General features: G+C 67.7%; 14 protein-coding genes. 6 read left to right on the top strand and 8 right to left on the bottom strand.

Features of this window, described 5'->3' with window-relative positions; genetic code table 11:
• Window positions 1-142: 142 nt before the first annotated feature.
• The 3 genes from LGN19_RS04775 to LGN19_RS04785 are packed head-to-tail and all read right to left on the bottom strand — an operon-like array spanning window position 143 to window position 3,548.
• A complete protein-coding gene (locus tag LGN19_RS04775; RefSeq protein WP_226213413.1) occupies window positions 143-1,420 on the bottom strand; it encodes a c-type cytochrome in 1,278 nt (425 codons plus the stop codon).
• Between the two features lie 2 nt (window positions 1,421-1,422).
• Entirely contained in the window at window positions 1,423-3,042 is a 1,620-nt protein-coding gene (locus LGN19_RS04780) for a GMC family oxidoreductase (RefSeq protein WP_122947283.1), read from the bottom strand.
• Window positions 3,042-3,548, bottom strand: coding sequence for a sorbitol dehydrogenase family protein (locus LGN19_RS04785; RefSeq protein WP_226213414.1), 507 nt, complete (start codon window positions 3,546-3,548; stop codon window positions 3,042-3,044). The genes LGN19_RS04780 and LGN19_RS04785 overlap by 1 nt, the downstream gene beginning before the upstream one ends.
• 304 nt (window positions 3,549-3,852) lie before the next feature.
• Here LGN19_RS04785 and LGN19_RS04790 point away from each other — a divergent pair, with 304 nt between their 5' ends.
• Together LGN19_RS04790 and pbpC are read left to right on the top strand one after the other, a co-directional pair.
• Window positions 3,853-9,906, top strand: a complete 6,054-nt coding sequence (locus LGN19_RS04790; RefSeq protein ID WP_226213415.1) for an alpha-2-macroglobulin family protein — start codon at window positions 3,853-3,855, stop codon at window positions 9,904-9,906.
• 10 nt (window positions 9,907-9,916) lie between these two features.
• A complete protein-coding gene (gene pbpC / locus LGN19_RS04795; RefSeq protein WP_226213416.1) occupies window positions 9,917-12,169 on the top strand; it encodes a penicillin-binding protein 1C in 2,253 nt (750 codons plus the stop codon).
• Window positions 12,170-12,192: 23 nt separating this feature from the next.
• Here pbpC and LGN19_RS04800 read toward each other — a convergent pair whose 3' ends face one another.
• Both LGN19_RS04800 and LGN19_RS04805 read right to left on the bottom strand, forming a co-directional pair.
• On the bottom strand, window positions 12,193-12,867 hold the full coding sequence (locus LGN19_RS04800) for a LemA family protein (RefSeq protein WP_226213417.1): 675 nt from the start codon (window positions 12,865-12,867) through the stop codon (window positions 12,193-12,195).
• 81 nt (window positions 12,868-12,948) lie between these two features.
• Window positions 12,949-14,376 (bottom strand): TPM domain-containing protein, encoded by a 1,428-nt coding sequence (locus LGN19_RS04805; RefSeq protein WP_226213418.1) that lies wholly within the window; start codon window positions 14,374-14,376, stop codon window positions 12,949-12,951.
• A gap of 342 nt (window positions 14,377-14,718) precedes the next feature.
• On the opposite strand from LGN19_RS04805, the gene LGN19_RS04810 reads away from it, so the two are divergent.
• Window positions 14,719-15,408: a hypothetical protein gene (locus tag LGN19_RS04810; RefSeq protein WP_122947289.1), complete on the top strand. Its 690-nt coding sequence runs from the start codon at window positions 14,719-14,721 to the stop codon at window positions 15,406-15,408.
• Window positions 15,409-15,447: 39 nt separating this feature from the next.
• Here the strand turns inward: LGN19_RS04810 and LGN19_RS04815 are convergent, their stop codons facing one another.
• Window positions 15,448-15,969, bottom strand: a complete 522-nt coding sequence (locus LGN19_RS04815) for a GNAT family N-acetyltransferase (RefSeq protein WP_226213419.1) — start codon at window positions 15,967-15,969, stop codon at window positions 15,448-15,450.
• A gap of 21 nt (window positions 15,970-15,990) precedes the next feature.
• The gene (locus tag LGN19_RS04820; protein ID WP_226213420.1) at window positions 15,991-17,244 is read right to left on the bottom strand and encodes a multidrug effflux MFS transporter; all 1,254 of its coding nucleotides are present in this window, start codon (window positions 17,242-17,244) and stop codon (window positions 15,991-15,993) included.
• Window positions 17,245-17,384: 140 nt separating this feature from the next.
• Between LGN19_RS04820 and LGN19_RS04825 the strand changes: the two genes are divergently transcribed.
• Window positions 17,385-17,645 (top strand): hypothetical protein, encoded by a 261-nt coding sequence (locus tag LGN19_RS04825; RefSeq protein ID WP_226213421.1) that lies wholly within the window; start codon window positions 17,385-17,387, stop codon window positions 17,643-17,645.
• Window positions 17,646-17,736: 91 nt separating this feature from the next.
• Here the strand turns inward: LGN19_RS04825 and LGN19_RS04830 are convergent, their stop codons facing one another.
• Entirely contained in the window at window positions 17,737-18,633 is an 897-nt protein-coding gene (locus LGN19_RS04830) for a glutamate/aspartate ABC transporter substrate-binding protein (RefSeq protein ID WP_122947293.1), read from the bottom strand.
• A gap of 421 nt (window positions 18,634-19,054) precedes the next feature.
• Between LGN19_RS04830 and LGN19_RS04835 the strand changes: the two genes are divergently transcribed.
• Both LGN19_RS04835 and LGN19_RS04840 read left to right on the top strand, forming a co-directional pair.
• Entirely contained in the window at window positions 19,055-20,698 is a 1,644-nt protein-coding gene (locus tag LGN19_RS04835; protein WP_174976795.1) for a S8 family peptidase, read from the top strand.
• A gap of 510 nt (window positions 20,699-21,208) precedes the next feature.
• Window positions 21,209-21,367 carry a hypothetical protein gene (locus tag LGN19_RS04840; RefSeq protein ID WP_174956174.1) on the top strand — a complete coding sequence of 53 codons (159 nt, stop codon included), beginning with the start codon at window positions 21,209-21,211 and terminating at the stop codon, window positions 21,365-21,367.

Genomic DNA, 21,367 nt, shown 5'->3' on the forward strand with positions numbered 1-21,367 from the left:
GGCGCACCGGATTGCGAATGAACCAGGACGGGCGGCCGCCTGCGCCGCCCGCCCCGCTCTGCAACAACCGGCATCGGGCAACAACCCGATGTGCTGTGCTCCTCCTCTTGTCAGTTATCGCCCTGCTTCGTCACGTACCGCATCAACGCAGCTTCGCGACGTCCTGCTCGGTCACCTTCGCGGCCGGATTGCCGAACTGCCCGGTCAGGTAGTTCGTCAGCGCGGCGATCTGCGCATCCGACAGCTCGTGACGGAACGCCGGCATCCCGACGTCCTCGCTGCCTGCCTTGCGCTGCACGCCGTTCAGGATCACCTGCACGAGGTTGGTCGGATTCGACGCACCAACCGTCGAGTTGTGGAACAGCGGCGGGTAATAGCCGTCCGGCGTGCCCTTGCCCTGCATCTGGTGGCAGGTCGCACAGTTGCCGAGATACAGCCGCGTCGGATCGATGCCCGACGTTGCCAGCGGCACGCCGCGCAGCTTCTCGCCGTCGTCGGACGGCTTGCCCCACGACGCGCGCGACTGCTTCGCGTCGCCATTGGCGACGGCCGGCACTGTGCGGATGTACGTCGAGATCGCGCCGATGTCGGCTTCCGTCATCTTCGAGAAGCTGTGCTCGATCGCCTCGGCCATCGGGCCGGCCGCCTGCGCGAGACCCGGCACGCTGCCGGTGCGCAGGTACTGGACGAGCTGCTGCTGCGTCCAGCCGCCGATCCCTGCATTGGCGTCGGACGTGATGTTGTAGCCGTCCCAGCCCGCGAGCACCGAGCCCGACAGGAAGCTGCCGCCCGTCTCGTCGAGCGACTTCTCCTGCATCGCGATGCCGCGCGGCGTGTGGCACGTGCTGCAGTGAGCCAGACCCTGGACGAGATACGCGCCACGGTTCCATTCGGCGCTCTGCGCCGGCTTCGGCTCGTACGCGCCATCCTTCAGGAACAGCCAGTTCCAGATCTTCAGCGGCCAGCGCATGCTCAGCAGCGCGGGGATTTCGTTCTTCGGCGGCGCCTGCTTGACCGGTTCGACGCCGTGCATGAAGTACGCGTACAGCGCCTGCACGTCGTCGTCGTTGATCTTCGCGTACGACACGTACGGCATCGCCGGATACAGGTTGTCGCCGTTCTTCGACACCCCGTGACGCACCGCGCGCTCGAAGTCCTCGGCCGACCAGTTGCCGATGCCCGTGTCGGGATCGGGCGTGATGTTGCTCGTGTAGATCTTGCCGAGCATCGGGATCGGCATGCCGAGACCGCCCGCGAACGGCTTGCCGCCCTTCGCGGTGTGGCACGCCATGCAGTCGCCCGCGACCGCGAGATATTCGCCGCGCTTGACCAGCGCCGGATCGGCCGCATCGGCCGCGCGTACGAGACCCGGCAGCGCGAGGCAACCGGCGAGGAGGAAGGTGAGAGTAGATTTCCGCACGGTCAGACTTCCTTCTTCAGCGTGTCCGACATCCGCAGCGCGAGCGCCGCGATCGTCAGCGTCACGTTCACCGTACCGACGGTCGGCATCGTCGAGCTGCTCGAGATGAACAGGTTCGGATGGTCGAACGTGCGGCAGTCCTTGTCGACGACCGAGTCGCGTGCATCCGCGCCCATGATCGTCGCGCCCGTGATGTGGTTGTTCGGCGCGAACTCGTCGTTGAAGACGACTTCGGTGCCGCCCAGCACCTTCGCGGCCGTCGCGTAGACCTCGCGCGTGTGCACGGCGCCGCGCTTCACGTAGTCGTCGATCGCATACGTGATCTCGGGGCGCGGGATGCCGATCGCGTCGGTGGCCGTCTTGCTCGGCACGATGCGGTTCTCGGGTTGCGGCAGGATTTCGTGGAAGCAGTCGAACTGCACGAAACGCGCGGAACGGTCGCGGATCTGCGCGTCGAGCTCCGCGGGCTTCATCAGCTTGCCGCCCTTGAAGATCTTCTGCGTTTCCTGGTTGATGCGCGACATGTTCGACAGGTGGATCTTCTTCGCGGCTTCGGTCGCGCGGAACGGACCGTCGCGGAAACCGATCAGCGACGTCATCTCCTGCGGGCCGCGGCCCGGCCACAGCTTCTCGTTCGCGTAGAACGACACGCCGGTACCCGGGTGATCCATCAGGTTGCGCCCGACCATGTCCGAGCTGTTCGCGACGCCGTTCGGGAAATCGCGGTTCGCGGACATCAGCAGGATCTTCGGCGTCTCGATGCCGTTCGCGGCAATCACGAAGTACTTGCCTTCGACGCGGTGGTCGGCGCCCGTCTTGTCCTTGTAGACCGCGGCGGTGATGCGCTTGTCCGGCCCGGTCTCGAGCTTGTAGACGACCGCGCTGTCGATCAGCTTCGCGCCGGCCTGCTCGGCCTTCTCGACGTGCACGATGCCGTTGTACATCGCGCCGATCGGGCAGATCGGCATGCAATTGTTGTTCCCGCAACAAGTCGGCCGGCCGTCGTACGGGCGGCTGTTGCGCGCGACCGGCTCGGTCACCACGTGGAACTTCGGGTCATAGCCGTTGAGCGCGCTCTTGATCGTCTGCTCGTTGAACGACAACGGCAGCGGCGGCATCGGGTACGGCTCCTTGCGCGGCGAGTACAGGTCTTCCTCGGGGCCCGGGCCCCACACGCCGAGTTCCTCTTCGGCGCGCTGGTAGTAATGCTCGATATCGTCGTACTGGATCGGCCAGTCGCGGCCGACGCCGTACACGGTCTTCATCTTGAAGTCGTTCGGGATGAAGCGCCACGCCGACGCGGCCCAGTGCCACGTCGTGCCGCCCACCGCGCGGATGTACTGCGAGTTGAACTTGTGCTCGCCCTTCAGGACCAGGTAGTCGTTCGGCGGGCCGTATTCAGGATGCGGCGCCCACGCGCTCGACGGGTACGGCGCCATGAAATCGGTCTTGTCGACCTGGTTGCGGAAGCGCTCGACGATTTCCCAGCGCGGCATGCGCGGGCCGGCTTCCAGCAGGATCACGGACTTGCCCGCCATCGCGAGCTGATGTGCAACGATCGCGCCTGCGACACCCGACCCGACGACGACGACGTCGGCCTTCTGCGTATCGGTATCGGCCATCAGGCTTGCCTCTCGATCGGTTTGTCGGCCCAGAAGCCGGGTTTGTTGGGGCAATACGACGGGATCACGAGCGTATCGGATACGACGCTGAACATTAATGCTTCTTCATAGGTAATCACGACGTTGTCGACGATACCGAGATACCACGCTTCAAGAATCTTGAGCGCGAGTGCTTCCTGATCGGGATTCAGCGAACCGGACGCGAGTGCGCCGGCGAGTTGCGGCAGGCTGTCGGCCGTCTTGAACGAGCCCTTCTGCAAGGCCTGCAGGAAGCGCTGGCCGAGCACGCGGCTCAACCCTTTCTTGCCGGTCAATGCTTCGGAGAGCGTCATGAACGTATCGAGCGGCGCGGTGCCGGGATCGTCAGCCAGGGCCCGCAACGCCAGCGAGCCTGTGAGGCCCGCCGCCGTCAGCGCCAGTGCGCCCTGCAGCCATTGACGCCGTGTGATGCCAGTTACGGATGCGTCGCCAGAGCGACGCGAGTGGGGGGTGTTGTCGTTGTGCATGTTTCCTTCTCTCGAACACCGGATTCGGGAAAACCACGCTTGATATTTCTCAAACATTGGCGCGGACCTGAAATGTACGCGCACAAATCGGATCGAACAATCTTTTTATAGTCCATTAAATGTTCCGTCATCCGAGACAATCGACATTTCGCTGCATTTTTGTGTCGTCGGCGCGACAAATCTGCGGCAAGCACATCGTTGTCGTACACCGACGACACACTGTGCAGCGCGATGCACGCGCATGTCGGTCGGTTAGAATCCCGTGCAATCAAACAGAAAGCTTCCCTCCGAGGGCAATCGAGCGATGAAGCAGCACAACAAACAGAACAAAGCGAAACGAACCGACCACACCACCCGGCTGCTCTGGCGCATCGGCGCCGTCGCTGTGCTCGGCGGCGCCACGGCACTGTCGCTGCATGCGGGCGCGGCGCGCACGGTAAGCGTGTCGCCGCAAGGCACCGTCACCGAGGTTCGGCAAACCGTCGTCAAGTTCGACGAACCGATGGTCGCGTTCGGCTCGGCCTCCGCGCCGAATCCCGCGCGCGTCACCTGCAACGATTCCACGGCCGCGCGCGGCCAGGGTCACTGGCTCGACGACAAGACCTGGGTTTACGATTTCGAAAACGACCTGCCGCCCGGCGTGCGCTGCGCGGTCGCGCTCAACGACACGTTGCGCTCGGTCGCCGGCAATGCGGCCAGCGGCCCGCGCCGCTTCACGTTCCAGACGGGCGGCCCGTTCCCGGTGAACGTCCGCCCCGGCTCGCGCGAGATCGAGGAACGGCAGATGTTCGTGCTGAAGCTGAACGGCCCGGCCGAACCGCGCTCGGCGCTCGCGAACATCTGGTGTGAAGCGGCCGGCATCGGCAACCGCATTCCCGTCACGGCCGCCGACGACGATGCGCGCAACGCACTGCTCGATCACTTCGGGCTGAAGAAGGATGCCGCGCGCGTGCTGACGCTGTCGTGCGCGCAGGCACTGCCGGCGAGCGCGAAGATGCAGCTCGTGTACGGCAAGGGCGTGACGAGCCCGAGCGGGATCCCGAACGAAACGGAACGGCGCTTCGATTTCACCGTACGCGCACCGTTCGCCGCGAGCTTCTCGTGCGAACGCGAGAACGCGAAGGCACCCTGCACGCCGCTGCGCCCGCTCACGCTGTCGTTCAACGCGCCGATCACGCGCAAGAACGCCGAGGCGATCAAGCTGCGTGGCCCTGACGGTTCGCTCGCGCCGACCTTCGCGGCCGACGACAAGAGCGAGGAAGTCACCACCGTCACGTTCAACCCGCCGCTGCCCGAGCAGGCCGGCCTGACGATCGAATTGCCGTCGGGCCTGCGCGACGTGACCGACCGCTCGCTGTCCAACGCTGACCTGTTCCCGCTCGCGACACGCACCGCGCCGATGCCGCCGCTCGCGAAGTTCTCGTCGGGCACCTTCGGGATCGTCGAGCGCTTCGCAGAACCCGATACGCCCGCGCTCGTGCCCGTCACGCTGCGCAACGTCGAGGCCGACCTGCATATCGACGGCCTCAACACCCAGGGCGCGCAGTTCTCGAACCTGAAGGTCGACGACGACACCGCGATTCGTCAGTGGATGCGCACGGTCGACCGCTTCGACAACTGGTCGATGACGGCCGGTTCGATCGACAACCAGATTCCCGGCCTGCTCGAACGCAAGGGCCAGCACCCCGTCTACGTGCCGCGCGAAGCCGGCGAGAAGGCGCCCGCGCCGAAGGATCGCCGCATCGACGTGCGCTCGCTGACGCTGCTCAAGGGCCAGCCCGGCGTGCAGGCGCTGACGCTGCCGAAGGCGGACCCGAAGGCACTGCGTCCGTTCGAAGTCGTCGGCGTGCCAATCGACAAGCCCGGTTTCTACGTGCTCGAACTCGCGTCGCCCGCGCTCGGCCGCTCGCTGCTTGCGAAGCCGTCGAGCATGTACGTGCGCACCACGGTGCTCGTCACCAACCTCGGCGTGCACCTGAAACAGGGCCGCGAGAACAACCTCGTGTGGGTCACGACGCTCGACAAGGGCAAGCCGGTGCCGAATGCGCAGATCCGCGTGTCGGACTGCAACGGCGACGAGATCGCCTCGGGCAAGACCGACGCGCAGGGCCTGCTGAAGATCGACGGCGCGTTCGAATCGAAGCGCGCCTGCAGTTCGTCCGATTCGGAGCAACGCTTCGACGACTACTTCGTGTCGGCCCGCGTGAACGATCCGAAGACGGGCCCCGACATGGCGTTCGTCAGCTCGGGCTGGAACCGCGGGATCGAATCGTGGCGCTTCAACGTGCCGACCGACACCGACAGCGCGCGGACCGTGCGCGCGCATACGGTATTCGACCGCACGCTGCTGCGCGCGGGCGAAACCGTGTCGATGAAACATTTCATCCGCGCCGAAACGCTGCAGAGCCTCGCGTTCCCGTCGCAATACCCGACGCGCGTGACGATCCGCCATCTCGGCACGGGCCAGACCTACAAGCTGCCGCTCACGTGGGCGGCCGACCACAGCGCCGATACGCAGTTCACGCTGCCGGCCGCCGCGAAGCTCGGCGAATACAGCGTCGAACTCGAAGGCGGCCCGGAAGACGCGCCGACCGCCACCTATTACAGCGGCAGCTTCCGCGTCGAGGCGTTCCGCCTGCCGGTGCTGAAAGGATCGATCGGCGCGCGCGACGCGCAGAAGAGCCCGCTCGTCGCCGTGAAGGAAGCGCCGCTCGCGGTGCAGATCGACTACGTGTCGGGCGGCGGCGCATCGAACCTGCCGGTGCAGGTGTCGGCGCTGATGAAGTGGGCGTCGCCGCCGTTCGCGGATCGCTTCGAGGATTTCAGCTTCACGCCGTATCGCGCCGACACGAGCGACGGCAATGCCGACGATGATTCGCAGGACGGCGACAACGCATCGGCGTCGAACAACGATCCCGACGCGACGAAGCTGATCGCCGACAAGCTGCCGCTGACGCTCGACCGCAACGGTGCCGGCTCGGTCACGCTGAAGGGCCTGCCGGACGTCGACGCACCGAAGCGCATCGCGCTCGAAGCGACGTTCGCCGACCCGAACGGCGAAGTGCAGACGATTCGCGGCGATACGATCCTGTGGCCGGCCGCGGTGGTGGCCGGCATCAAGGCGGGCCGCTGGGTATCGGTCGGCCAGCATGTGCCCGTGCAGGCCCTCGCGGTCGACCTGCAAGGCAAGCCGCGCGCGTCCGTGCCGATCGAGATCAAGGGCGTCGCGCACATCACGACGTCGTCGCGCAAGCGGATGGTCGGCGGCTTCTATGCGTACGACAACAAGAGCGACACGCGCGACCTCGGCGTGCTGTGCTCGGGCAAGACCGACGACAAGGGCCGCATGGCCTGCGACGCGACGCTCGAACAGGCCGGTAACGTGCAGCTGATCGCGGTGGCCAAGGACGGCGACGGCCGCACGTCGAACGCATCGACGTCGGTGTGGGTCACGCGCGAGGACGAACTCTGGTTCGGCGGCGACAACACCGACCGGATCGACGTGATCCCGGAGAAAACCTCGTACGAACCCGGCGAAACCGCCCGCTTCCAGGTGCGCATGCCGTTCCGCTACGCGACCGCGCTGGTCGCGGTCGAACGCGGCGGCGTGATGGAAACGCAGATCGTCGAGCTGAACGGCAAGAACCCGACGGTCGACCTGAAGGTCGGCGAATCGTGGGGGCCGAACGTCTACGTGTCGGTACTCGCGCTGCGCGGCCGGATTCGCGAAGTGCCGTGGTACTCGTTCTTCACGTGGGGCTGGAAGGCGCCGGTCGAATGGGCGCGCGCATTCTGGCGCGAAGGCCGTCACTATGAAGCGCCGACCGCATTCGTCGACCTGTCGAAACCCGCGTTCCGCTACGGCCTCGGCGAGATCAAGGTCGGCACGGGCGTGCACCGCCTCGGCGTGACCGTGACGACCGACGCGACGCGCTACACGGTGCGCAGCAAGGCGCAGGCGCACGTGAAGGTCACGCTGCCGAACGGCCAGCCCGCGCCGGCCGGCACGCAGATCGCGGTCGCGGCCGTCGATGAAGCACTGCTCGAACTGATGCCGAACAACAGCTGGGACCTGCTCGACGCGATGCTGCGGCGACGCGCGTACGGCGTCGAGACGGCCACCGCGCAGATGGAAATCGTCGGCCGCCGCCACTTCGGCCGCAAGGCCGTGCCGGCCGGCGGTGGCGGCGGCAGCGCGCCGACGCGCGAACTGTTCGACACGCTGCTGCTGTGGAATCCGCGCGTGACGCTGGATGCGAACGGCAGCGCGACCGTCGAGGTGCCGCTGAACGACGCGCTCACGCGCTTCCGGATCGTCGCGATCGCGGCGGTCGGCCCCGACCGCTTCGGCACCGGCAGCACGTCGATCCGCAGCACGCAGGATCTGCAGCTGATTTCCGGCCTGCCGCCGCTCGTGCGCGAAGGCGACGCGTTCCGCGCGCAGGTCACGCTGCGCAACACGACCGACCGCGCGATGCAGGTCGTCGTGACGCCGCGCGTGACCGGCGTCGAGGTCGCACCGCAAACCATTTCGCTCGCGGCCAATACGGCAACCGAAGTCGCATGGACGATCACCGTGCCCGAGCAGGCGCTCGACGCGGCCGGCGCGCTGAATTGGCGCATCGAAGCGGCCGAGCAAGGCGGCAAGCGCGCGTCCGACGCGCTGGCGGTCGCGCAGAAGGTCGTGCCCGCGCTGCCAGTCACCGTACAGCAGGCGACGCTCGCGCAGGTCGACGGCACGCTGACGGTGCCGGTGGCCTCCCCGGCCGGCGCCGCGAACAACGCGCAAGGCTTGCCGCGCGGCGGCATCGCCGTGTCGCTGCAGTCGAAGCTCGCCGATGGCCTGCCCGGCGTGAAGCGCTGGTTCGAGCGCTATCCGTACCGCTGCCTCGAACAGCAGACCTCGCGCGCGATCGGCCTGCGCGACCCGGCGCAATGGCAGGCGCTGATCGCACGCATGCTCGTGTATCTCGACAGCGACGGGCTCGCGAGCTACTTCCCGCCGTCGTCCGACGATTCGCATGCCGGCAGCGCGACGCTGTCGTCGTACCTGCTCGTGGTGTCCGACGAGGCGAGCCGTCTCGACCCGCGCTTCGCGCTGCCGGAAGACCTGCGCACGCAGCTCGAGGCCGGGCTCGCGCGCTTCGTCGACGGTCGCCTCGAGCGCAACGCGTGGGCGCCGCGCCAGGATCGCGACCTGCGCAAGCTCGCCGCGATCGAGGCGCTGTCGCGCTACGGCGCCGCGCAGGGCCGCATGCTCGGCTCGATCGAGATCGCACCGAACCAGTGGCCGACGTCGGCGGTGATCGACTATCACGCGATCCTGACGCGCGTGAAGGACATCCCGCAACGCGACGAGAAACGCGCGCAGGTCGAACAGATCCTGCGGGCACGCCTCACGTACCAGGGCACGCAGCTCGTGTTCTCGACCGCGCGCGACGACGACCTGTGGTGGCTGATGACCAGCAACGAGACCAACGCGGCACGTCTCGCGCTGGAATTCGCGGGCGACCCGGCGTGGAAGGACGAGATGCCGCGCGTGACGGCCGGCCTGCTCGCACTGCAGCGCCAGGGCGCATGGCAGACCACGACGTCGAACGCGCTCGGCCTGCTCGCGGTCGAGCGCTTCTCGCGCACTTACGAGAGCACGCCGGTGGCCGGCGCGACGAAGGTCGCGCTCGGCGGCGACGAGCGCACGATCTCGTGGTCGCAAGGAGCGGCACCGGCACCCGCATCTGCCGACACGCCGGCGTCGGCCACCCCGGCCACCCGCGCCGCCGCGGCCCGCAGCTTGATGCTGCCGTGGCCGCGCGCGTCGCAGGCGCCGGCCACGCTGTCCGTCACGCAGGACGGCACGGGCCGCCCGTGGGCCACGATCGAAAGCCTCGCGGCCGTGCCGCTGCGTTCGCCGTTCGCGGCCGGCTACCGGATCACGAAGACCGTCACGCCCGTGTCGCCCGCCGTCAAGGGCGTGCTGACGCGCGGCGACGTCGTGCGCGTGCATCTCGACATCGATGCGCAGAGCGACATGACGTGGGTCGTCGTCAACGATCCGGTTCCGGCCGGTTCGACGATCCTCGGTTCCGGCCTCGGCCGTGACTCCGAAGCGGCGACGCAGGGCGAGAAGACGCCGGACGGCGCGTGGCCGGCGTTCATCGAGCGCGACTTCGACGGCTACCGCGCGTACTACGACTATCTGCCGAAGGGCAAATTCTCGGTCGAGTACACGGTGCGGCTGAACAACGTCGGCACGTTCGGGCTGCCGCCGACGCGTGTCGAGGCGCTGTATGCACCGTCCGTGTACGGCCTGTGGCCGAACCCGCCGATGACCGTGAAGGCGGCCGACGCGGGCAAGTAACGAGACCTTGATGATCGATCTGGTATTGCCGCGGCCGGCGCGTTTCGCCGGCCGCGTATTCGTTGCCGTCGTGCTGGCCGCGCCGCTCGTCGCGCATGCGCTGCCGAGCTACGACGAAGTGCGCCGCAACTGGCGCAGCTCCGACTGGGTGCTGCTCGCGCGCGACGGCACGCCGCTGCAGCGCACGCGCGTCGACCTCACCGAACGACGCGGCGACTGGGTCTCGCTCGCCGACGTGTCGCCTGCGTTTCGCGAGGCGATTGTCGTGTCCGAAGACAAGCGCTTCTATGAACACAGCGGCGTCGACTGGCGCGGCATCGCCGGCGCCGCGTGGGGCAACCTGTGGAACGAGCGCACGCGCGGCGCATCGACCGTCACGATGCAGCTCGCCGGGCTGCTCAGCGATTCGCCGCGCCGGTCGGGCCAGCGCTCGCTGCCGCAGAAGGCGTCGCAAGCGGTCAACGCGCTGCTGCTCGAACGCGGCTGGCGCAAGGACCAGGTGCTCGAGGCGTACCTGAACCTCGTGCCGTTCCGCGGCGAGACGATCGGCCTCGCCGCGTTGTCGCAGGTGCTGTTCGGCAAGGCGCCGTCGGGCCTCGACGCACGCGAAGCCGCGATCGCGGCCGCGCTCGTGCGCGCGCCCAACGCAACGCCCGCGAAAGTCGCCGAGCGCGCGTGCCGGATCCTGCGCGACATGCATGCGGAGCAGGCCTGCGCATCGCTCGACGGCTACGTGCAGCTCGTCATCGCGCGTCCGGCCAGCGCCGCGCGCGACGATGGCGCCGCCCTCGCCCCGCATTTCGCGCGACGCATCGCGGCCGAGGTCCGGCCAACGGCCGGCGCGCAGGTACGCACGACGCTCGATGCGCCGCTGCAGCGGTTCGCGCGCGACACGCTGGTGCGCGCGCTGACCGAACTCAACGCGCCCGCGCACCGGCGCAACGTGCAGGACGGTGCGGTCGTCGTGATCGACAACGCGACCGGCGAGATTCGCGCGTGGGTCGGATCGTCGGGCGCGCTGTCGAGCGCACGCGACGTCGATGCCGTGCTCGCGCCGCGCCAGGCCGGCTCGACGCTCAAGCCGTTCCTGTATGCGCAGGCGATCGACGAGAAACGGCTGACGGCCGCGTCGCTGCTCGACGATGCGCCGATCAACCTCGCCGCCGGCGGCGGCCTGTACATTCCGCAGAACTACGACAAGGATTTCAAGGGCTGGGTGAGCGTGCGCAGCGCGCTCGGCGGCTCGCTGAACGTGCCGGCCGTGCGCACGCTCGTGCTCGTCACGCCGCACCGCTTCGCGCGCACGCTGACCGCGCTCGGCCTGCCGCTCGCGCAGGAAGGCGACTACTACGGCTTCAGCCTCGCGCTCGGCAGTGCGGACGTCACGCTGCTGTCGCTGACCAACGCATACCGCGCGCTCGCGAACGGCGGCGTCGCCCGCAAGGTCATCGACCTGCCCGCGGCGGCTCCGACGTCCGGCGCATCCGGCGCGTCGGCCGCGTCACCCGCCCGCGCCGCCGACGGTACGCGCGTGTTCAGCGAGGCGGCCAGCTTCGTCGTCACCGACATCCTGTCCGACAACAACGCGCGTGTGCGCACGTTCGGCTTCGACAATCCGCTCGCGACACGCTTCTTCTCGGCGGTCAAGACCGGCACGAGCAAGGACATGCGCGACAACTGGACGGTCGGTTTCACGTCGCGCTATACGGTCGGCGTGTGGGTCGGCAATGCGGACGGTTCGCCGATGTGGGACGTGTCGGGCGTCACGGGTGCGTCGCCGGTGTGGTCGGCCGTCGTCGGCTACCTGCACCGCGACCAGCCGAGCCGCGCGCCGCGCGCGCCGGCCGGCATCGAGACGCGCCGGATCACGTTCGAACGCGATATCGAACCGTCCCGCAACGAGTGGTTCGTCGCGGGAACGGCGGTCGACACGATCCGGCTCGCCGCTCCCGTCACGCCGGGCAAGGACGGCGCGCGCGCGCCGCTGACGATCGGCACGCCGACCGACGGCACGATCTTCGCGATCGATCCGGACATTCCGCCGAAGAACCAGCGGATCTGGTTCGAGCGGTCGGCCGGGCGCGCCACGAAGTTCGCGTGGCGGCTCGACGACAAGGTGATCGGGCATGCCGATCGCATCGCGTGGATGCCGTGGCCGGGCCGGCACCGGCTCGAACTCGTCGATGCGCGCGGCAATGTGGCCGATGCGATCAGCTTCGAGGTGCGCGGCGCGTTCGCGAAGGCGGCCGCGCGCAAGCCCTGAGCGCCTGAGCGGGTGAGCCGGCCTTACTCGGCGGCCGCGTTCGCCTTCGGCGACTGCGGTTGCGGTTGCGGTTGCGGTTGCGGTTGCGGTTGCGGTTGCGGTTGCGGTTGCGCGGAGAAGTCGAGTGCCGGCGCGGTCGAGATCGCCGCCTCGTTCGCGACGCCGAAGTTCGGGCGCGGCTGGTAGCCGAAGATCTTCGCGATCACGACGCCCGGGAACTGGCGGATCTGCACGTTGTACTGCTGCACGGTCTTGATGTAGCGGCCGCGCGCGACCGCGATGCGGTTTTCCGTGCCTTCGAGCTGGGTCTGCAGGTCGCGGAACGCTTCGTTCGCCTTGAGCTCCGGGTAGCGCTCGGACACCACCATCAGCCGGCTCAGCGCACCCGACAGCTCGCCCTGCCGCTGGTCGAACGCCGCGAGCGCGGCCGGATCCCTGGCCATCTCCGGCGTCATCTGCACGCTGCCCACGCGCGCACGGGCGGACGCCACCTCGGTCAGCACGCGTTCCTCGTGCGACGCGTAGCCCTTCACCGACGCGGCGAGGTTCGGCACGAGGTCGGCGCGGCGCTGGTACTGGTTCAGCACTTCGGACCACGCGGCATTGATGTTCTCGTCGGACGACTGGATCGCGTTGTAGCCGCACCCCGCGAGCGGAGCCAGCACGCAGCACACGAGCAGGATTCGAAACCATTTCATTGTCGATGTTTCCGGTTGAACGCTCCGGGTGGAGCCATAGGTGAAAAGAAACGGGGGCGCAGGCACGCTGCGCGCGGGTGGCTACCAGCGGCCCGATGCACCGCCGCCGCCGCTCGAACCGCCATCGCCGCGGAACGAATCGGCGCTCGAGCGCGATCGGGAGCCTGACGAGGAAGACGACGAAGACGAGCCGATGCCCATCAACTTCGCCCAGATCACGGCGAGCACGCACAGCACGCCGAAGAGGCCGGACAGCACTTCCTCGACCGAATAATCCATCTCGCGCCCGATCGCGATGATCATGAACAGCGTCCCGCCCACGATCGCCGTGTATTTGCGCACGCGCGCCGAAAGAAACAGGTTGATGCCGAGCAGGCACGGCGCGACACCGGCCGCCGCCGGGACGAACAACGCGGCGCCCAGGATGGCTTCCAGATTGCCGTTGAAGATCGTGCCGACCGGCAGCATCACGATCGGTACGACGGCCGCCACGAGCCACGCTGCCAGGAGTGCCACCCGGCGGCGCAGCTGGCGCCACTGCGCGACCACGCCCAGCACGACGTTGGCCACCCCGAGCAGGAACCAGAACCGCACGCCGCCCGTGTTCACATGTTTCCGCACCGGCAGGCCGTTCGGCTGGTACTGTTCGCCGCCGGTCCGTGCGTCACGGGGCGGTGCATTCGTGGCATCCGTCGTGGTCGCCGTGGCCGCTTCGTATGCGTCGTCACGCCCGCCGGGCGCCGTCGCGGGTGCCGCCTGCTCCGGCGTGGCGACGTCCGCCGGCATCATTTCGCGTGCCAGCGCGTCCACCGCATCGCTGATGCCGCCTTCGATACGGTTCTCGCGGAATGCCGGCACGATCCGCTCACGGATGATCCGGCCCGCGACGATGTCAGGAATCGTGCCTTCGAGCCCATAGCCGACTTCGATCCGCACGGTATGGTCGTTGAGCGCGGCAACGAACAGCAGGCCGTTGTTGACCTCGGCCTTGCCGAGCTTCCACTGGTCGAATACGGTGGTCGCGAACTGTTCGATCGTCGACTGCCCGGTCGACCCGACCAGCAGGATCGCGATCTGCACGCCGAGCCGTTGTTCGAGCGCAGCGAGGCGGTCGGTCAGCTCGGATGCGCAGGCGGCGCTCAGCACGCCCGTGGTGTCCGTCACGCGGCCTTTCAGCGGCGGTGCGGCTTCGGGTTTTGCGGCGACCGGATAGGCCGCCGCCGCGGCCACGTGCGAACAGGCCGATTGGGACGGGTTAAATGGCGTGGCGGCCGACGATGCCGCGACGGCGTTGCTGCCGTCTTCGGTTGGCGCTGCAATGGCCGCACCGCCGAACAGCACGACCGCACCCGCCAGCAAGGCCGTGGCCTTCCAGAAGCCGGGGCTCCGGGCCTCACCCTTCGTGCTGCGTGCGTGCCGAATGCCGTTTCGGGTCGTGCCTGCCCACGATGCCGGCTCGCCCTCGCCACCCGGCAGGCCCGGCCGGCCCGTCTGTCGTTTCAAGTTCATGTCGGAAACGGCGCGCCGGCTCCATCGGGCGCGGCGCGTTCTCTCGTCGTTTTTAATCGTCCCGCAGCATAACCAATCGCGAAGGGAACTGAAAGGTTTCCGGTCGACTTCCGGACCTCGTCATTTCAGTCTGCCGTCGTATCGCCCCGATGCCGGCAATGCCGTGCAGCGCATGACACGCTCGACGGCAGGTCGCCCCCGGCCGCAAGCGGCCGCAAGCGGCCGCAAGCGAGCCAAGCGGACCAACCGGGCAAGCAGCCCCCCGTTTCGGGACCTAGAATATGAACGGCACCGCCTCACCGGCGCCTACCGGTTGCCCCACTCTCCTCAAGGCCAGCGACCATGAACATTCACCCCAGCCGTTTCATCCGCCCCGCGCTGGGCACGCTCTGCATCGCCACCCTCGCGACGCTTCAGGCGTGCGGCGGCGATGCCTGCTTCGGCGTGGATGCCTGTTTCAACAACAACACGCAGACCGTCGCGCTCTCGGGCACCGCCGCGACGGGCGACGCGCTCGCCAGCGCGCAGGTGGCGGTCAGCTGCGTGACGGGGTCGGCGACGACGCTGACGGACGGCGGCGGCAACTACCAGGTGACGGTCAATGCCGTGCTGCCGTGCGCGATCACCGTGACGTCGGGCGGCACGAGCCTGCATTCGCTAGCGTACGCGGGCGGCACGTTCAATACGACGCCCGAGACCGAGCTGATGCTGGTCTATCTCGCCGCCCAGCTCGGCACGAACACGGCCACATTGATCGGCAATTTCCAGCAGAATTCGCGCTACCAGCAGGCGATGAACAATGCGAACACCGTACAGGCCGCACAATCGGCCGTGGTGACGAACCTGCAGCAGCGCTATTCGGTCACGCTCGCGGCGCCGGCATTCCTGACCACGTCGTTCACGGTCGGGCAACCGGGCGTCGACAGCGATCTCGTCGCACTCGCGAAAGCCGGCGCGATCGACTCGAACGGGATGCCGGATCCGGTTGCCGTTTCGCTGCTGACGCAGGCCGGCGCGGCGCATCCGCTGTAAGCGGCCGGCGGCGGGAAGAAGCTCGCCAAGGATCGGGCGTCAGGCGCGCGCTTCGGGCTCGCCGTCGGCCAGCAGCGCCCACCGTTCGTGGTCGCGCCATTCGCCGCCGATGCGCAGATAGCGCGGCGAAAAACCCTCTTTCGTGAAACCGAGCCGCCGGACCAGCGCAATCGATGCGTGGTTGCCGGGCTGGATGTTCGCTTCGAGCCGATGCAGCCCGAGTTCGCCGAACGCGACGCCGATCGCCGCGCGCAGCGCCTCGGTCATCAGCCCCTGGCCGCTGAACGCCACCATGCCGTAGTACCCGAGATACGCGCTCTGGAACACGCCGCCGACGATCTCGTTGAGGTTCACCACGCCGACCACCGCCCCGGACCCGCGCTCGCGGGCGACGAGGCCGACGTTCGGCCCCGTCAGGCAGCGGGCGAACCACTGGTCGAATCCCGCCTGGTCGGTGAACGAGTCGACCCACGGCAAATGGTGGCTCCGGCTCGCGCGGTTGGCGGCGATCAGGTCGGCGCCGTCCGTTCGGGCGACGCGGTTCAGCAGGATCGAGGGCATGAGTCGGTCGACGGGCAGCACTTAAGCGGCCTCCCCGCTCCCGCACACGACGGACGCAGCCTGGGCCTGCTGCTGCGACAGGTACCGCAGCAGCTTGGTGACCATCCACACGACGATGCACGACAGCGCGACGAAGAACACCGCGAGCGGCGTCAGGACGTGGATCGACACGAAACCGGCCAGCCCCATCATCGCGGACGACACGAGCAGCAGCGCGCAGCCGAGGATCGCGCTCGTCAGGCCGGCGATATGCGGAAACAGCGAATTGCCCTTGGCCATCAGCGTCGGGTACATCGCGCCCGCGCAAAAGCCCATCACGAGCACCGGCGTCGCGAGCGTCCATACGCGCAGCCCGACTGTGAGCGCCAGCACCAGCATCGCAACCGACGCCCCCGCCATCACGCGCGCGCCGATGCGCAGCCGTTGCTCGGCGCTCGGCAGCCCGCGCCCGTGAATGCGGTTCGACAGGCCGCCGAGGAAATACATCAGCCCGATCCCGAGCGCGAGATAGCCGAAGAAGGTCGGCGGCTTGTGCAGCGTGGTCTGCACCATGAACGGCCCGACGATGTTGAACACGAGCAGGATGCTGTAGCACAGCCCCTGTGCCAGGAAGCAGCTCTGGAACACCGGGCTCGCCAGCACCTTGCCCGCGTTCGTCATCAGCGTGCGCGGCTCGAGATGCACCGGTTTCGGCAAGGTTTCGCGGTAACGCCACAGCAGCGCCCACATCGCCAGCGAGTACACCAGCAGGAACACGAGGCACGCGCGCCAGCCGAACCATTCCTGCAGGTGCGCGCCGATCACCGGCGCGATGATCGGTGCGAGCCCCCACGCGATCGACATGTACGTGAACGCGTGCATCAGCGCCTGGCCGGAGAACGAATCGGTGATGATCGCCTTCGCGAGCAGGTTGGTGGTCGCGATGCCGAAGCCCTGCAGGCAGCGTGCCAGCACGAACGTCTCCAGGTTCTGCGCGCCGAGCGACAGCAGGCAGCCGATCGTGTAGATCACGAGCCCGAACGCGAGCACGCGCTTGCGGCCGTAAGCGTCGGCGATCGGGCCGAAGATGAGCTGGCCGAGCGCGTAGGCCGCCATGTAGCCGGACACGCTCGACTGGATCGCCTGTGGCGTGGTCGCGAACGAACGCGCCATGTCGGGCAGCGCGGGCACGTAGATGTCGATCGCGAGCTGGCCGGCGGACGCGAACAGGCAGATCAGGAACAGCAGGAAACGCGGCGAGTTCGACTCGCGCGCGGAAGTGAGCGTGGCGTTCATGACGACTGGGAAGGATGACGGACAGCAGTGACGCAGCCGTGCGATGTTCGAACTGCGAACACACGTGCGTCATGGCGAATGCCGTATTGTGCCTGTTGTCCGGTCACGCAGCCGGATTCCCCTGGCGTGGACGAGGTTGAATGCCGATTGCGGCATGCCAGGAAATCCGCTATCGGCATGGCGTCCGCAGCTTTTATCCTGACTTGAGCCGGCACCCGATGGCCCGCCGGCACGTCGCGCTCGCCAACGCACGCGCGATGCCGATGCCGCACCCGGTCGGGTTCGCGATGGCGCCGTGGGCGATATACCCGTCATCGCGCCGGCGTGGCCGCCGGCACCTTCGGCAGCGCCAGCAACCGCCGGCCGTGCCGGCTGCGCGCGTGCCGGAAATCAAGGCCTGACGCGTTTCGCGCCCCCCGCCTTCCGCACCGTAACCGCCGGCACGCGCCGGCGGTTTTTCACGATCAAACGTCGATCAGCACCGCATCCAGATCAATACTGCGCCTGATCCGTCGGATTCCTGAACAGCTGCTTCATCTCCGCCGACAGCGGATAGTCGAGGCTCACGCCCTTCGGCGGAATCGGCTGCGTGAACCACTGGTTATAGAGCTTCTCGGCCGCACCCGACGTCTGCATCTTCGCGATCACGCCGTCGACGACATGCTTGAACGCCGGATCGTCCCTGCGCATCATGCACGCGTAGTTCTCGTGGACGAGCGGCGTGCCCGTCACCGTGTACGCGCCCGGGTTGCGGTCCTTCGCGATCTCGCCGTACAGCAGCGGCTCGTCCATCACGAACGCCACCGCGCGCCCGGTCGTGACGTTCATGAACGCTTCGGCGTGATCCTTCGCGCTGATGATCGTCATGTTCATCGCCTTCTCTTCGTTGAGCTTGCGCAGCAGGCGCTCGTCCGACGTGCCGGCCGTCGTCGCGACCGTCTTGCCGGCCAGGTCCGCGAAATCCTTCACGCCCGAATCCTTGCGCGTGCTGAAGCGGATGCCGTACAAAAAGATACTGTTCGAGAACGCGGCCTGCTTCTGTCGCTCGAGCGTGTTCGTCGTCGATCCGCATTCGAAATCGATCGTCCCGTTCTGCAGCAGCGGAATCCGGTTCTGCGACGTGATCGGGATTTCCTTCACCGCGAGATTCGGCACGTTCAGTTCCGTCTTCAGCTGGTCGATGATGCGCGACGCGATGTCGCGCGAATAGCCGATGTTCTTCTGCTGGTTGTCCGAATACGAGAACGGCACCGACGATTCGCGAATGCCCAGCGACACGACACCCGTGTCCTTGATCTTCTTCAGCGTGCCGGTAAGGGCCTGCGCGTGCGCGGTACCCGCCAGCGCACAGGACAGCGCGACGGCCAGCCAGCGTAAGCGGCGATCCATGCTTTTCTCCTGACGAAACATTGATCGAATCGCGATCGTACGCTCGACAAAATTCGCGTCGCATCAGGGAAAGCGTAAACAACCTTCCACCGTGGCCGCCCGTTGAAAGACGTTTGCCGTGCCGCGCAAACCGGCCCGCGGCGCAGGTTTCGCCCGACCGGCCACGCGTGGACTCGCCCCGCCTTCTGTGCCACACGTTCCAAACGCGCGTTCATGCTGCAACGCACCAACGTAATCGTTTGCGCGCCCGCGGATTTTTCTCGTGAAACGTACTCAAGAAGCCGCCACGCCGGCCGTTACCCAGTGCATGGCGCGTCGCAGCAACCTTGCCGCGACCGTCAGAAAAAAAAGACAAGGTCCGGGTCAGCCGGACCAGCGCCACCGCCGGCACGACGGTTATCTACGAGGATCGAGTTTCGACATGAGAGCCAAACGTTTCAATTTCGCGCTGGCGCGCTCCGCACATGCGCGCATGCTCGCCGGCATGCTGTCAGCCGCCGCTCTCCTACCCCTCGCCGGTTGCGGCGGAGGCGGCGGTGACGGCAGCAACCCGTCTTCCTCCAACGCAGCGCCGGCCCCGACGCCCGCTCCGACCACCCCGACACCCACTCCCACGCCCACCACGACCGGCAGCAATGCATGCGCGACGCAACAGGCCGCCGTGCAGATGGCAGCGCAGACCGCGCCGGCCGAACCGCCGATCGATCACCTGATCGTCAAGCTCAAGACGCTGACGGCCACGCGTGCGATGGCGGCCATCGACAACGGGACGCGGCTCGACGCCGTGATCCAGCGCTCGATGACGCGCTGGACGGCGCCGGTCGCCGGCAGCGCACGCGCCTATGCGAGCACGGTCGGGCAAGCGCCGGTGAACGTGCAGGTCGAACGGACGATCTCGAGCGGCGCGGCCGTGCTGTCGCTCGGCCAGCGTATGGCCGCCACCGACGCGGCCGCACTCGCGCAGGCATTCGCAGCCGATTCGGACGTCGACTACGCGGAACCGGATCACCCGATGCAGATCCGCGATACGCCGAGCGATCCGCTGTACAGCCAGCAGTGGTACCTGTCCGACCCGACCGCCGGCATCGACATGCCGCCGGCCTGGAACGTGACCAAGGGTTCGCCGACCGTCGTCACCGCCGTGCTCGACACCGGCTACCGGCCGCATGCCGACCTCGCCGCCAACCTGATGCCCGGCTACAGCTTCATCAGCAACGTCAACACCAGCAACAACGGCCTGACGCGCGGCCCTGACGCAACCGATCCGGGCGACTGGGTCACGCAGCAGGAACTCAGCAATGCGAACGGTCCGTACTACAACTGCGCACCCCAGCCGAGCGACAGCAGCTGGCACGGCACCCGCGTGATGGGCGTGATCGGCGCGACCGCGAACAACGGCGCCGGCATCGCCGGCATATCGTGGCTCGGCCGAATCCTGCCGGTTCGCGTGCTCGGCAAGTGCGGCGGCACGACGAGCGACATCGCGGACGGGATGCGCTGGGCGGCCGGCATTCCTGTCAGCGGCGTACCCAACAACCCGACGCCCGCGAAGGTCATCAACTTGAGCCTCGGCGGCGTCGGCGCGTGCAGCACGACGTTCCAGCAGGCCATCGACGACGTGACCGCGAAGGGCGTGACCGTCGTCGTCGCCGCCGGCAACGACGGCCTGTCGACCGGGCTCGACCAGCCCGCGAACTGCCGCGGCGTGATCAGCGTCGGCGCAACCGACGCGACGGGCCGCCGCGCGTCGTTCAGCAACTTCGGCGCCGATGTCACGCTCAGCGCACCGGGCGTCAACATCCTGTCGACGTCGAATACCGGCACCACGACGCCGGGCTCGGACACCTACGGCCTCGCGAACGGCACCAGCCTCGCGACGCCGCAAGTGTCGGGGGTCGCCGCGCTGATGCTGTCGGTGAACGGCAATCTCACGCCCGCGCAGATCCAGCAGAAGCTGCAGGGCGGCACGCGCACGACCAAGCTGGCGGCCGGCACGTCGTGCACCGCGATGCCGGCGGGCTCGGGCATCCTCGATGCAGGGGCCGCCGTCGCGTCGGCCAACTAGTCACCGGCACCCTGCTTCGACGCGGCCGCGCGCATGCCGATCTCGCATGCGCGCGGCCGTTTCATGGGCGGCGAGCCGGCGTTTCTCCGCTCGCGCATCGACTCGATTACATTTCTCGAAATAACGACTGACAAAAGGGTTGACGCTTCGCACAGCGACCCATTACCATCGCTCCCGTCTAATTACATGGAGTGTTCTGTGAACACCGATGCGAGTTGTAGTTGGTGCTTGACCAACTTGACTGCTGCCTGAGGAAAACGCGCAGAGCCTCGTCTTCTGCCGCATCCCGGGAAGCAGGATGCGGCGTCCTTCCGGCCTGACTGGCCAGATCTCCCGCCGAATTTTCATTGTTGTCGAATGCACGCGATGCGCCGTCGCGCGCGTGCGTTCGTGTTGCGCGCAGCGTCAGCCGCGCGCGCCTTCCGTTCGCGTGCCGTCCGGCCGCGCGCCTTCGTGCGTGCGTCGCTGTCGATCGCCCGTGCCGATCATTCACAACCGAAAGGAGTGCAGATGAACTCAGACGACAGTAGTCGATTACCGCTCGCCGGTGCGACGCTGCACATCGCCCCTTCGGCCGCACCGCACGCGCCGGCGAGCGTTCCCGCCTTCACCGATCCACAGCCGATCGCGCCCGACGCGACGCGGCGGGAAGCGCTCGTGCGTCGATAA

The sequence above is a fragment of the Burkholderia sp. AU30198 genome, from assembly GCF_020419825.1.
Classification (GTDB): domain Bacteria; phylum Pseudomonadota; class Gammaproteobacteria; order Burkholderiales; family Burkholderiaceae; genus Burkholderia.